Origin of the sequence: Nocardia sp. NPDC056064 (assembly GCF_042266925.1) — a bacterium.
Classification (GTDB): Bacteria; Actinomycetota; Actinomycetes; order Mycobacteriales; family Mycobacteriaceae; genus Nocardia.
Genome location: NZ_JBHJWO010000001.1, coordinates 1223594 through 1237221, shown reverse-complemented (window position 1 = coordinate 1237221; position 13628 = coordinate 1223594). Strand labels below are relative to the sequence as shown.

Sequence of the window (13628 nt, the reverse complement as noted above, 5' to 3'; positions counted from 1 at the left end):
GGGTCGGGTCGGAACGCTATCACCGATCGCCGACCGGGCTCTTGCATAACCGAACGGCGTTAGGTTACGGTGCCACCGTTAAAACTAACACTGTTCGGTTCAGGAGTCGTCCCCGATGGATCTCGCACTCAGCCCCGCCCACCACGATCTGCGCGAACTCGCCCGCACCTGGGTGGACAAGGAGGTCGTCCCGTACGCCACCGAGTGGGACCGGGCCGAATCGGTCGATCCGGCGATCGTCGGCAAGCTCGGCGCGCTGGGCTTCCTCGGGATCGGGATCGACGAGGAGTACGGCGGCTCCGGCGGTGACGCGCTGGCCTACTGCGTGCTGCTCGAGGAACTCGGGCGGGGTGACAGCGCGGTGCGCGGGATCGTGTCGGTGTCGCTGGGGCTGGTCGGCAAGTCGATCGCCGCCTACGGGACCGAGGAACAGAAGCGCCACTACCTGCCGCCGCTGTGCGCGGGCGAGCAGCTGGGTTGCTTCGCGCTCACCGAGCCGGGCACCGGCTCCGACGCCGCGAACCTGATCACCCGCGCCACCCGCGACGGCGACGACTGGGTCATCGACGGCACCAAGATCTTCATCACCAACGGCACCTGGGCCGATGTCGCGCTGGTGTTCGCGCGCACCGGCGGGCCGGGGCCCAAGGGCGTGACCGCCTTCCTCGTCCCGACCGACGCGCCCGGCTTCGGCCGCACCGAGATCAAGGGCAAGCTCGGCCTGCGCGGCCAGGCGACCGCCGAACTCGTCCTCGACAAGGTGCGGGTGCCGGACGCGCTGCGACTCGGTGCGCAGGGCGAGGGGTTCCGGATCGCCATGGCCGCCCTGGACAAGGGCCGGATGGGCGTCGCGGCCGGGTGTGTCGGGGTGGCGCGGGCGTGTCTCGAGGCCGCGGTGCGCTACGCGGGGGAGCGCGAGCAGTTCGGCAAGCCCATCGCCGGCTATCAGCTGGTGCAGGAGCTGCTCGCCGACATCGCGGTGGAGACCGAGGCGGCGCGGCTGCTGGCCTGGCGCGCCGCCGATCTGGTCGACCGGGGCGAGCCGTTCGGCACCGCGGCCTCGATGGCCAAGCTGTTCGCCTCCGAGACGGCGGTCAAGGCTGCCAACAACGCGATCCAGGTGTTCGGTGGCTACGGCTACATCGACGAGTACCCCGTCGCCAAGTACCTGCGCGACGCGCGCGTGCTGACCCTCTACGAGGGCACCACCCAGATCCAGAAACTGCTCATCGGCCGCGCCCTGACCGGCGTGAACGCCATCGTCTGACCCCAGGAGTACGAACAATGACCCGTAGAACCGCCTTCGTCACCGGCGCCGCCCGCGGCATCGGCGCCGCGACCGCGGCCCGGCTGGCCGCCGACGGCTGTGCCGTCGCCGTCGTCGACCTCGACGCCGACGCGGCCGTGCTCACCGCCGGGAAGATCAATGCCGCGGGCGGCACCGCGATCGGCGTCGGCTGCGATGTCGCCGACGAGACCTCGGTCGCCGACGCGGTGGCCCGCACGGTCGCCGATCTCGGCACGCTGGACGTGCTGGTGAACAACGCCGGCGTGCTGCGCGACAACCTGCTGTTCAAGATGTCGGTCGAGGACTGGGACACCGTCATGGCCGTGCACCTGCGCGGAGCGTTCCTGTGCAGCAAGGCCGCCCAGCAGCACATGGTCGAGCACGGCGGCGGCGCCATCGTCAACACCTCGAGTGTGTCGGCGCTGGGCAATCGCGGACAGGCCAACTACGCCGCCGCCAAGGCGGGCATCCAGGGCATGACCCGCACGCTGGCCATGGAACTGGGCCCGTTCGGCATCCGCGTGAACGCGGTCGCGCCCGGGTTCATCGCCACCGAGATGACCGCGGCCACCGCCGCCCGGATCGGCGTGAGTGCCGAGGAACTCCAGTCCAAGACCGCCGCGATCACCCCGCTGCGGCGGGTCGGTACGCCCGAGGACATCGCGAACGTGGTCGCGTTCCTGGCCTCGGACGACGCGGGGTTCGTCACCGGCCAGACCGTGTACGTCGACGGCGGACGCCGTCTCTAGATCGCAGGAGATCAGCATGCAGCGCACAGTTTTCACCGATGAGCACGAGGCGTTCCGCAAGACCGTGCGGGCCTTCGTCGAATCGCAGGTCGTGCCGGTGTACGACCAGTGGTACGAGGCGGGCATCGTCCCGCGCACCTTCTACCGCTCGCTGGCCGAGCTGGGGGTGTTCGGTATCGAGGTGCCCGAGGAGTACGGCGGCGCCGGGGTCGACTCGTTCAAGTTCCAGGCGATCCTCATCGAGGAGACCGCCAGGGCCGGAGTGTCTTTCGGTGGGTCGAGCGTGCACGTGGGGCTGTGCCTGCCCTACCTGAAGAACCTCGCGAGCGAGGAACAGAAGCAGCGCTGGCTGCCGGGCTTCGTCACCGGCGAGATCATGTTCGCCATCGCCATGACCGAACCGGGCACCGGCTCGGATCTGGCCGGGATGCGCACCACCGCGCAGCTGTCCGAGGACGGTACTCACTACGTGCTCAACGGCGCCAAGACGTTCATCACCGGCGGCGTGCACGCCGACCGGGTGATCGTCTGCGCGCGCACCGCCCCGCCGACCGAGACCGACCGCCGCCACGGGATCTCCCTGTTCGTGGTCGACACCAGCTCCCCGGGCTACACCGTCGGCCGCAAGCTCGACAAGCTGGGCCTGAAGGTCTCCGACACCGCCGAACTCTCGTTCACCGAGGTGCGGGTGCCGGTGGCCGATCTGCTCGGCGAGGCCGACCAGGGCTTCCGCTACCTGGGCCAGAACCTGCCGCAGGAACGGCTCTCCATCGCCGTCGGCGCCTACGCCCAGGCGAGGGCCGCGATCCGGTTCGCCCTCGAATACACCCGGGGCCGCACCGTTTTCGGTCAGCCGGTGGCGCAGTTCCAGAACACCAAGTTCGAACTGGCCGCCTGCCGGGCCGAGGTCGACGCCGCCGAGGCCGTGGTCGACCGCGCGCTCGAGGCCCTCGACCGCGGCGAACTCACCCCCGCCGACGCCGCGTCGGCGAAACTGTTCTGCACCGAGGTGGCCTCGCGCGTGATCGACCGCTGCCTGCAACTGCACGGCGGCTACGGCTACATCACCGAGTACCCGGTCGCCCGGCTCTACGCCGACAACCGCGTCAACCGCATCTACGGCGGCACCAGCGAGGTGATGAAGATGATCATCGCCAAGGACATGGGCCTGTGACCGGCGTGGCGTACCTGGTCGACGGCCTCCGCACGCCGTTCGGCCGCTACGGCGGCGCGCTGGCCGAGGTGCGCCCCGACGACCTGGCCGCGCACACGATCCGCGCGCTCGTCGAGCGGCTGCCCGCGGTGGACTTCGGCGCCGTGGACGATGTGGTGCTGGGCTGTGCCAATCAGGCCGGGGAGGACAACCGCAATGTCGCCCGGATGGCGGCGCTGCTGGCCGGGCTGCCGGTGACGGTGCCGGGGGTGACCGTCAACCGGCTGTGCGCGTCGGGCCTGGACGCCGTGGCCTCCGCGGCGCGTGCGATCCGGGCCGGGGACGCCGATCTGGTGATCGCCGGTGGCGTCGAGTCGATGACGCGAGCGCCGTATGTCATGGCGAAAACCGGTGCGCCGTGGGACCGTTCGGCCCAGCTGGCCGACACCACCATCGGGTGGCGGCTGGTGAACCCGCGGATGCGGGAGCGCTACGGCACGGACTCGATGCCCGAGACGGCTCAGCACGTCGCCGACGACCACGGCATCGCGCGCGCCGACCAGGACGCGTTCGCGCTGCGCTCCCAGCAGCGCGCGGCGGCGGCGGTGGCCCGTGGCCGCCTGGCCGGGGAGATCACGCCGGTGCCGGTGCCGCGGCGCCGGGCCGAACCGGTGCTGGTCGACCGGGACGAACATCCCCGCGAGACCAGCCTCGACGCGCTCGCCGCCCTGCGCCCGGTGGTGGCGGGCGGGTCGATCACCGCGGGGAACTCCTCGGGCGTCAACGACGGCGCCGCCGCACTGCTGCTGGCTTCCGAGGACGCGGTGCGCCGCTACGGGCTGACCCCCTTGGCGCGGGTCGGCGCGGTGGCCGCCGCGGGTGTGCCGCCGCGGACCATGGGGATCGGCCCGGTGCCCGCCGTCGAAAAACTGCTCGCGCGAACCGGTCTGGCGATCGGTGACATCGACGTCATCGAACTCAACGAGGCCTTCGCCGCCCAGTCCCTGGCCGTGCTGCGCGGGCTGGGACTGCCCGACGACGCCGAGCACGTCAACCCCAACGGCGGCGCGATCGCCCTGGGCCACCCCCTCGGGGCCAGCGGTGCACGCCTGGCCCTCACCGCCGCCCGCGAACTCGCCGAGCGCGACGCGCGGCACGCCGTGGTCACCCTGTGCGTGGGCGTCGGCCAGGGCTCGGCCGTGCACCTCGAGCGCCCCTGACACAAGGAATGCCTGTGAACGCCACCCTCTCCCTGGCGAGCATCCTCGCCGAACCCGCCCGCCGTCGCCCCGACCACCTCGCGCTGATCGAAGGCGAGCAGCGGATCACCTTCGCCGACCTGTGGCGGCAGGCGCGCGAACAGGCCGGTGCCCTCATCGCGCGCGGGGTCCGCCCCGGTGACCGGGTGGCGCTGCTGTGCCCGAACACCGCCGACTTCCCCCGCGCCTACTTCGCCGTCCTCGCCGCGGGCGCGACCGTGGTCCCGGTGCACCTGCTGCTCACCGCGCCCGAGATGGAGTACGTGCTGCGCGACAGCGGGGCGACGCTGCTGATCTGTCATCCGATGGTGGCCGAGACCGGCGCCGCCGCGGCCGAGGCGGCGGGCATCGACCTCGTGGCTCCCACGGAGCTCACCGGCGAGGCCATCGCGGCGTTCGTCTCGCGCAGCCCGCTCGACACCGCGGTCGTGTTCTACACCAGCGGGACCACCGGCACCCCCAAGGGCGCCGAACTCAGCCACCTCAACATGGTGATGTGCGCGACGGTGAACACCTTCGACGCCAACGAGATCCACCGCGACGACATCGCCCTCGGCGCGCTGCCGCTGTTCCACGTCTTCGGGCAGACCGTCTCGATGAACTCGCACTGGCGCATCGGCGCCACCCTCGTCTTGCAGCCGAGATTCGACGCCGCCGCGGCCATCACGCTGATGGCCGCTGAGCGGGTCACCCTGTTCCACGGCGTGCCGACCATGTACTCGGCGCTGCTGGGCGCGGCGGGAGACATGCCGGAGCTGCCACCGCTGCGGTTGTGTATCAGCGGTGGCGCCGCCCTGCCCGTCAGCGTGCTGACCGACTTCGAGCGGGTCTTCGGCGCGCAGGTGCTCGAGGGCTACGGCCTGTCGGAGACCTCGCCGACCGCGGCGGTCAACCAGCCGATCCACGGCACCGAACCCGGCACCGTCGGGCACCCGGTGTGGGGCGTCGACGTGGAGATCGCCGATCCCGCGATCGCCGACCGGATCGTGCTGCTGCCGGTGGGGGAGACCGGTGAGGTGGTGGTGCGCGGGCACAACGTGTTCAGCGGCTACACCGGCAGGCCGGAGGCGACCGCCGCGGCCGTCGTGGACGGCTGGTTCCGCACCGGCGACCTGGGCACCCGCGACGCGACCGGCCGCATCCGGATCGTCGACCGGATCAAGGAGATGATCCTGCGCGGCGGCTTCAACGTCTATCCGACCGAGGTGGAGGCCGCGCTGCTGCGGCATCCCCGGATCGCGCAGGTCGCGGTGATCGGGGTGCCCGACGAACACTACGGTGAGGAGATCGTGGCGGTCGTCGTGCCCGACGGTGACCTCACCGGGCAGGAGGTGATCGAGTTCGGCAGGCGGCAGGTCGCCCGGTACAAGTACCCGCGCCGCGTCGAATTCGTCACCGAGCTGCCGCTCGGCCCCACCCACAAAGTTCTCAAGCGCGCTCTGCGCCGACGTTTCGGAGGAACGGAATGACCACGGACTTCGCCGATTTCGACGCCCTGCGCGCCGCCGCGGGCACCGAACTCGGGCCCAGCGACTGGATCACGATCGACCAGGACCGGATCGACCGCTTCGCCGAGGCCACCGGCGACCACCAGTGGATCCACGTCGACCCCGAGCGGGCCGCCGCGGGCCCGTACGGCACCACCATCGCGCACGGATTCCTCACGCTGTCGCTGATCGTGCCGATCACCCAGCAGATCATGACCGTCAGCGCGGCGAGCGCGGCGATCAACTACGGCCTGGACCGGGTGCGGTTCCTCACCCCGGTCCCGGTCGGCTCGCGGATCCGCGGGCGGCTCACCCTGACCGAGGTCACCGACGTGCCCGGCGGCGTCCAGGCGCACCGGCGGGTGACCGTCGAACTCGACGGCGCCGAGCGCCCGGCCTGCGTGGCCGACGCGATCGCGCGCTTTCTGCGCTGAGCCGCGGCGGCGCCGGTGCACAACTGTGCGCCGACGCGCCGCCGCGCGGGCCCGACCATTACCCTCTATCGCGTGGCGATATCCAAGGTCGAGCGGCTGATGAATCTGGTCATCGCGCTGCTGTCGACCCGGCAGTTCCTGAGCGCGGAGCGCATCCGCGCCAGCGTGGCCGGTTACGAGGACTCCGCGACCGACGAGGCGTTCAGCCGGATGTTCGAGCGCGACAAGAACGAACTGCGCGACCTGGGCATTCCGCTGGAAGTCGGTCCGGTCGGGCGGTTCTCGACGCTCGAGGGGTACCGGATCAACCGGGACGCCTACGAGCTGCCCGACATCGACCTGTCCAGCGAGGAGGCCGCCGCGGTCGCCGTCGCCGTGCAGATGTGGGCCTCGCCCGAGCTGGCAGGCGCGGCCGAGGGCGCGCTGCTCAAGCTGCGCGCGGCCGGGGTCACCGTGGAGACCGACAATGTCGGCGTCTCGGTGCCCGCGGTGCCCGCGCGCACCCGCGGCTCGGAACCGGTGCTGCGCGCACTGCTCGCCGCGATCGACGCCGGGCGGGCCGTGCGCTTCGGGCACCACAGCGCCGTCACCGATCCGTTCGTCACCCGCGATGTCGAGCCGTGGGGCGTGGTGACCCGGCACGGGCGCTGGTACCTGGTCGGCCACGACCGCGAACGCGACGCGGTGCGCACCTTCCGGCTCTCCCGCATCGGCGGCGAGGTGACGCCCTACGGTCCGGACAATGTCGTGCGCAAACCCGAACACACCGATCTGCGCGCGATCGTCGACCGGGTCACCGGGGACGCGCCCGTCACCGGGACCGCGACCGTGTGGGTCGCCAAGGGGCGCGGCCGCGAACTGCGCCGCATCGGCACCGAACGCGAGACCCGCGACCTGGGCGGCCGCCCAGGCACGGTGCTCGAGGTTCCGGTGCGCTCGCGCGACTGGGTCGCCCGGCTGATCACCGGCCTCGGCCCCGACGTTCTGGTACTGGAACCGCCGGAACTGCGCGCCGACGTGATGAACCGGCTACGGTCGGTACTCGACCACACGGAGGTGACGTCGTGAGTTCGCGCCTGTCCCTACGCCTTTCACGCCTGCTGAACATGGTGCCCTACCTGCTGGCGCACCCGGGGATCAGCGCGGCCGAGGCCGCCGCCGAACTCGGCGTGACCACCAAACAGCTGATGAGCGACCTCAACCAGCTGTGGATGTGCGGGCTGCCCGGCTACGGGCCCGGCGACCTGATCGACCTGTCGTTCTCCGAGGAGAGCATCGAGGTCACCTTCTCCGCGGGCATCGAACGCCCGCTGCGGCTCACCTCCACCGAGGCCACCGCGCTGCTGGTCGCGCTGCGCTCGATCGTGGAGATGCCGGGCATGGTCGACCCGACCGCCGCGCACGCCGCCATCGCCAAGATCGAATCGGCCATCGCCAGCAGCGACGCCGCGGTGGCGGGCAAACCGGCCGCCGCCCCGATCGAAGAGCCGGTGGTGGCGACCGTGCGCTCCGCCCTCGCCGACGGACACGCACTGCGGCTGGTCTACTACTCGGCCAGCCGCGACGAGGTCTCCGAACGCCTCGTCGACCCGATCCGGGTGGTGCTCGTCGACAACAACAGCTATCTGCAGGCCTGGTGCAGGCAGGCCGAGGGCGTGCGGCTGTTCCGCTTCGACCGCATCGAGGACGCCACCGAACTCGACGAACCCGCCCGCCCGCCCAGCCACGCCGCCGCCGACGCGGCCGCCCTTGACCTGTTCCAGGACGACCCCGACGTGCCGCTGGCCCGCCTGCGCATCCGCGCCGACTACGCCTGGGTCCTCGACCAGTACCCGATGCACCGCATCGAGTCGCGCCCCGACGGCAGCATCGAGGCGGGCATGCGCTTCGCCTCGGCCGACTGGATGGCGCGATTACTCCTGGGCTTCGGGACCGGCGTGCGGGTACTCGGTCCACCGGAGCTGGTCGCGGCGGTGCGCGAGCGCGCCGACGCCGCCCTGGCCGCCTACGCGGCCGCGGGATTGTCCGGGGAGACCGAACCGGCGTGAACCAGCGAGTACTCGTCCTCGGCGCGGGCAGCGTCGGGGTCTACATCGGCGGTCACCTGGCCGCCGCGGGCATGGAAGTGATCTTCGTCGGCCGTCAGCGCGTGCTCGACGACATCGCCGAACACGGGCTGCGCCTGACCGACCTCGACGGCGGCAGCACCGAGGTCGCTCCGGACCGCTTCGGGCTGGCGCTGGCCCCCGACGAGCCGGAGAAGGCCGACCTGGTGCTGGTCACCGTGAAATCCGCGGCCACCGCCGCCGCGGTGCGCACGGTCGCCGGGCGGCTGCGCCCCGGCACCCCGGTGGTGAGCCTGCAGAACGGCATCGGCAACGACACCCTCATCCGCGAGATCCTGCCCACCAGCCTGGTGATGGCGGGCATGGTCATGTTCAACGTGGTCCACCGCGACCAGGGCCGGTTCCACCGCGCCAGCGACGGCATCGTCGCCATCCAGGACGACCCGGTGGTCGACCGGTTCGCCGACCAGTTCCGTGCCGCGGGCGTGCCGCTGCGCCGCTACCGCGACCTGCGCCCGGTGCAGTGGGCCAAGCTGCTGCTCAATCTCAACAACCCGATCAACGCGCTGTCGGGCAAGCCACTGCGCGAGGAACTCGGCGAGCGCGACTACCGGCGCTGCCTGGCGCTGGCCCAGTCCGAAGCGCTCGCGGTGATGAACACCGCGCGAATTCGGCCCGCCCGGCTGACCCCGGTGCCGCCAGAGGTGATGGTGCATCTGCTGCGCGTGCCCGACCCGATCTTCCGCCGGGTCTTCGGCCGTGTGCTGGCCATCGACCCCCTGGCCCGCTCGTCCATGGCCGACGACCTCGCCCTGGGCAGGCGTACCGAAATCGCATGGCTGTGTGGGGAAATCGTGCGGCTCGGCGAGATGGTCGGCAGGCCGACCCCGGTGAACCGGCGGCTCACCGAGCTGATCCGGGTGGCCGAATCCGGCGACGCCCGGCGCTTCGGTGGGACCCGTCTGCTGGCCGAGCTGACCGGGGCCGTCGCGGACGCCCGCGGTTGAACTCGTGGCGAACATCGCTGCGGCCAGGCGGCCGCCCCTCACGCGACGCGGGTAGCATCGGTACTCACCACAGTCTTTGGAGGTAACTGATAATGGGAACGTTCAGCTGGACGCACCTGCTGATCATCGCGTTGCTGTTCGTCCTGCTCTTCGGCGCGAAGCGGCTTCCGGACGCGGCGCGGGGCCTGGGCCGCTCGCTGCGCATCTTCAAGAGCGAGGTCGGGCAGATGCAGTCGGAGTCGACCACCCCGGCCCCGCAGGCCGCCACCCCGGCCGCGCCGCAGCAGCTGCCCGCGTCGGCGCCGCAGGCACAGGCACCGATCGTCGACCAGCAGCAGGGCCACAAGACGCTCTGACCTCGGCGTTCTCCCCGGGGTGGCACCGACCGCTCCGGGGTTGAGTGCTGTTTCGCGAGCATCCCGACGTCGAGGGTTAGAGGCCACCACCCACCATGCGCATTCCGTTCGATCCCCGGCGCAGCAAGCGCAGGACGAATCCCGACGGCACCATGTCGTTGGTCGAGCACCTGCAGGAACTGCGCACCCGGCTGTTGCTGGCCCTGGCCGCCATCGCGGTCACCACCCTGATCGGGTTCTTCTGGTACGCGCACTCCTTCCTCGGCATCGAGAGCCTGGGCGAGATCCTGCGCGGCCCGTACTGCGCGCTGCCGGAATCGGCGCGCGCGAGCCTGAGCCCCGACGGCGCCTGCCGCCTGCTGGCCACCGCGCCGTTCGAGCAGTTCATGCTGCGGTTGAAGGTGGGCTTCACCGCCGGTGTGGTGCTCGCGGCACCGTTCTGGCTGTATCAGCTGTGGGCGTTCATCACCCCGGGCCTGCACGCCAAGGAACGCAAGTACGCGGTGGGCTTCGTGCTCTCGGGCACGGTGCTGTTCGCCGCCGGCGCGGTGCTGGCCTACCTGGTCGTCTCGCACGCCCTGTCGTTCCTGCTGACCATCGGTGACAACGTCCAGATCACCGCCCTGAGCGGTAGCGAGTACTTCGGGCTGATCATCCAGCTGCTGATCATCTTCGGCGTCAGCTTCGAGACACCGCTGGTGGTCATCGGGCTCAACCTGGTCGGCGTGCTGCCCTACACCAAGCTCAAGGCGTGGCGGCGCGGCATCATCTTCGGCATGTTCGTCTTCGCGGCGATCGTCACCCCCCAGGACCCGTTCTCCATGCTGGCGCTGGCGATCGCGCTGACCGTGCTGTTCGAGTTCGCGGTGCAGTTCGCCCGGATCAACGACGCGCGCCGGGCCCGCCGGGCGGGCAGCGAGGAGTGGGGCACCCTCTCCGACGAGGAGGCCTCGCCGCTGGGCACCCCCGACCCCGTGGCGCCCGCGCAGTCGGTGGACGACCCGCAGAAAACCCCGCGCCCGGTGTCGGACTACTCCGATACGCTCTGACGGGTGACCGATTCTCCCGCGCGGGCCAACGAGTTGGCGCTGTTCGCCAGCGAAATCTCCTTCGAACTGGACCCGTTCCAGCGGACCGCGTGCGCGGCGCTGGAAGACGGGCACAGTGTGCTCGTCTGCGCCCCGACCGGTGCGGGCAAGACCATCGTCGGCGAGTTCGCGGTGCACATGGCGCTGGCCACCGGCGGCAAATGCTTCTACACCACCCCGATCAAGGCGCTGTCGAACCAGAAGTTCGCCGATCTGACCGCCCGCCACGGCCGCGACAGCGTCGGCCTGCTCACCGGCGACCAGTCGATCAACCCCGACGCCCCGGTGGTCGTGATGACCACCGAGGTGCTGCGCAACATGCTCTACGCGTCCTCCGACGCGCTGCACGGGCTGTCCTATGTCGTCATGGACGAGGTGCACTACCTGGCCGACCGGTTCCGCGGCGCGGTGTGGGAGGAAGTGATCCTGCACCTGCCGCCGGACGTGCGGCTGGTCAGCCTGTCGGCGACGGTGTCCAATGCCGAGGAGTTCGGCGCCTGGATGGAGACCGTGCGCGGTGACACCGCCGTGGTGGTCGACGAGACCCGGCCGGTGCCGCTGTGGCAGCACGTCATGGTCGGGCGGCGCATGTTCGACCTGTTCGACACCAAGTCCAGCGATCAGAAGGTCCTCGTCGACGAGGACCTGGTGCGCTTCATCAAGCAGCGCGAGGCCGCCGACCGGATGCAGGGCTACGGTGGGCCGCGCGGGCGTGGGGGCCGGGGTGGTTTCCGGCCGCTGCCGCGCCCGGAGGTGCTGGCCCGGCTCGACGAGGAAGGGCTGCTGCCCGCGATCACCTTCATCTTCAGCCGCGCGGGCTGCGACGGCGCGCTGGCCCAGTGCCTGCGCGCCCGGCTGGACCTGAGCAGGCCCGGCGACGCCGAGCGCGTCGACGCGATCATCGAGAAGCACACCGGCGACCTGCCCAAGGGCGACCTCGAGGTGCTCGGTTACTGGGAGTGGCGCGAGGCGCTGCACCGCGGACTGGCCGCCCACCACGCCGGCATGCTGCCCGCCTTCCGGCACACCGTCGAGGAACTGTTCGTGCAGGGTCTGGTGCGCGCGGTGTTCGCCACCGAGACGCTCGCGCTGGGCATCAACATGCCCGCGCGCACCGTGGTGCTCGAGCGGCTGGTGAAGTTCAACGGGGAATCGCACGCCGAGCTCACCCCGGGCGAGTACACCCAGCTCACCGGGCGCGCGGGCAGGCGCGGCATCGATGTCGAGGGGCACGCGGTGGTGCTGTGGCAGCCCGAGGTCGACACCAGCGCGGTCGCCGGTCTGGCCTCCACCCGCACCTATCCGCTGCGCAGCTCGTTCCGGCCCGGCTACAACATGTCGATCAACCTCATCGACCGGATGGGCGCCCAGGAGGCCCGCGCCCTGCTGGAGCGGTCCTTCGCCCAGTTCCAGGCCGACCGGTCCGTCGTCGGCCTGGTCCGCGGCATCGAGCGCAATCAGGGCGCGCTGCGCAAACTGGAGAGCCAGCTCGGCGGGGTCGACGGCGGGTTCATGGAGTACCTGTCGCTGCGCGAGCGGATCAAGCAGCGCGAACGCGAGATCCAGCAGCAGGGCCGGGCCGACCGGCGCGGCGCCGCGGTGAAGGCACTCATCGAGCTGCGCCGCGGTGACGTGGTGGCCATCCCCTCCGGCAAGCGGGCCGGGCTGGCGGTGATCCTGGAACCGGATCAGACCCCCGGCGACCCGCGGCCGCTGGTGCTCACCGAGGACCACTGGGCCGGGCGGGTGTCGGCCGCGGACTTCCCCGTCCCGGCCGAAGCGCTCGGGCACATGCGCCTGCCGCGCCGGGTCGACCACCGCACCGCGCGCATCCGCCGCGATCTGGCCTCGGCGCTGCGCAGCACCGGCATCTCCGCACCGGGCAGGCGCAGGCGCAACGACCACACCCGCGGCGGCGAGGACCGCGAACTGTCCACCCTGCGGCGCAGCCTGCGCTCGCATCCCGCGCACAGCAAGCCCGACCGCGAGCAGCTCAGCCGCATCGGCGAGCGCTACAGCAGGCTCGCCAGGGAGACCGAGACGATGCGCCAGAAGGTTGCCGCGACGACGAATTCGCTCGCGCGCACCTTCGACCGGATCGTCGGCCTGCTCGAGGAACGCGGATTCGTGGCGCACGGCGAGGTGACCACCGAGGGCAGGCGCCTGGCCCGGATCTACGCCGAGAGCGATCTCGTGGTCGCCGAGAGCCTGCGCCAGGGCCTGTGGCGGGGACTCGGCCCGGCCGAACTGGCCGCGGTGGTGTCGGCACTGGTCTACGAGTCCCGTTCGGAGAACGGCTACCTGACCGCCGCCGGACCCACCGAGCCGATCCGGCGGGCGGTCGGCGCCACCATCGCGGTGTGGACCCAGCTGCGCGCCGACGAGGCCCGCCACAAGCTCCCGCCGACGCGCGAGCCGGATCTGGGCTTCGTCACCGGCGTCTACAAGTGGGCGCACGGAGACGCATTGGCCGAGGCGTTGCTGGCCAGCGGCGACCAGGGCAATCCACTCTCGGCCGGCGATTTCGTGCGCTGGTGCAGGCAGGTGATCGACCTGCTCGACCAGATCCACAACACCGCCGACGACCCGGAGATCGCGGCCACCGCGGCCAAGGCGGTGCGCGCGGTCCGGCGGGGTGTCGTCGCGGTGGACGCCGCGTGATCCGGACGGCTGTGATTTGATTTCCTGACGTACCGACCGTGATGGCGGAGTCGTGCGAATGCGGCTGGCCTGGCGCGGGG

General features: G+C 71.3%; 12 protein-coding genes. All 12 read left to right on the top strand.

Going from position 1 to position 13628, the window contains the following annotated elements:
• The first annotated feature begins 115 nt into the window (after window positions 1–115).
• The 12 genes from ACFC06_RS05665 to ACFC06_RS05610 all read left to right on the top strand — a co-directional run bounded on the left by ACFC06_RS05665 (window position 116) and on the right by ACFC06_RS05610 (window position 13548).
• A complete protein-coding gene (locus tag ACFC06_RS05665; RefSeq protein ID WP_375928228.1) occupies window positions 116–1267 on the top strand; it encodes an acyl-CoA dehydrogenase family protein in 1152 nt (383 codons plus the stop codon).
• A gap of 17 nt (window positions 1268–1284) precedes the next feature.
• The gene (gene fabG, locus ACFC06_RS05660; protein WP_375928226.1) at window positions 1285–2037 is read left to right on the top strand and encodes a 3-oxoacyl-ACP reductase FabG; all 753 of its coding nucleotides are present in this window, start codon (window positions 1285–1287) and stop codon (window positions 2035–2037) included.
• Window positions 2038–2053: 16 nt separating this feature from the next.
• Window positions 2054–3211, top strand: coding sequence for an acyl-CoA dehydrogenase family protein (locus tag ACFC06_RS05655; RefSeq protein ID WP_375928224.1), 1158 nt, complete (start codon window positions 2054–2056; stop codon window positions 3209–3211).
• On the top strand, window positions 3208–4410 hold the full coding sequence (pcaF, locus tag ACFC06_RS05650) for a 3-oxoadipyl-CoA thiolase (protein WP_375928222.1): 1203 nt from the start codon (window positions 3208–3210) through the stop codon (window positions 4408–4410). The genes ACFC06_RS05655 and pcaF overlap by 4 nt, the downstream gene beginning before the upstream one ends.
• Window positions 4411–4424: 14 nt before the next feature.
• Window positions 4425–5918: a long-chain fatty acid--CoA ligase gene (locus tag ACFC06_RS05645; RefSeq protein WP_375928221.1), complete on the top strand. Its 1494-nt coding sequence runs from the start codon at window positions 4425–4427 to the stop codon at window positions 5916–5918.
• Complete coding sequence (locus ACFC06_RS05640) at window positions 5915–6370, top strand: MaoC family dehydratase (RefSeq protein ID WP_375928219.1); 456 nt, start codon at window positions 5915–5917, stop codon at window positions 6368–6370. Before ACFC06_RS05645 ends, ACFC06_RS05640 begins: the two co-directional genes overlap by 4 nt.
• Before the next feature lie 72 nt (window positions 6371–6442).
• Window positions 6443–7438 carry a helix-turn-helix transcriptional regulator gene (locus ACFC06_RS05635; RefSeq protein WP_375928218.1) on the top strand — a complete coding sequence of 332 codons (996 nt, stop codon included), beginning with the start codon at window positions 6443–6445 and terminating at the stop codon, window positions 7436–7438.
• Window positions 7435–8418 (top strand): helix-turn-helix transcriptional regulator, encoded by a 984-nt coding sequence (locus ACFC06_RS05630; protein WP_375928216.1) that lies wholly within the window; start codon window positions 7435–7437, stop codon window positions 8416–8418. The genes ACFC06_RS05635 and ACFC06_RS05630 overlap by 4 nt, the downstream gene beginning before the upstream one ends.
• Window positions 8415–9443: a 2-dehydropantoate 2-reductase gene (locus ACFC06_RS05625; protein ID WP_375928214.1), complete on the top strand. Its 1029-nt coding sequence runs from the start codon at window positions 8415–8417 to the stop codon at window positions 9441–9443. Before ACFC06_RS05630 ends, ACFC06_RS05625 begins: the two co-directional genes overlap by 4 nt.
• 92 nt (window positions 9444–9535) lie before the next feature.
• The gene (gene tatA, locus ACFC06_RS05620; protein ID WP_375928212.1) at window positions 9536–9799 is read left to right on the top strand and encodes a Sec-independent protein translocase subunit TatA; all 264 of its coding nucleotides are present in this window, start codon (window positions 9536–9538) and stop codon (window positions 9797–9799) included.
• Between the two features lie 95 nt (window positions 9800–9894).
• A complete protein-coding gene (gene tatC, locus ACFC06_RS05615; protein WP_375928210.1) occupies window positions 9895–10848 on the top strand; it encodes a twin-arginine translocase subunit TatC in 954 nt (317 codons plus the stop codon).
• A gap of 3 nt (window positions 10849–10851) precedes the next feature.
• Window positions 10852–13548 (top strand): DEAD/DEAH box helicase, encoded by a 2697-nt coding sequence (locus tag ACFC06_RS05610; RefSeq protein ID WP_375928208.1) that lies wholly within the window; start codon window positions 10852–10854, stop codon window positions 13546–13548.
• Window positions 13549–13628 lie beyond the last annotated feature (80 nt).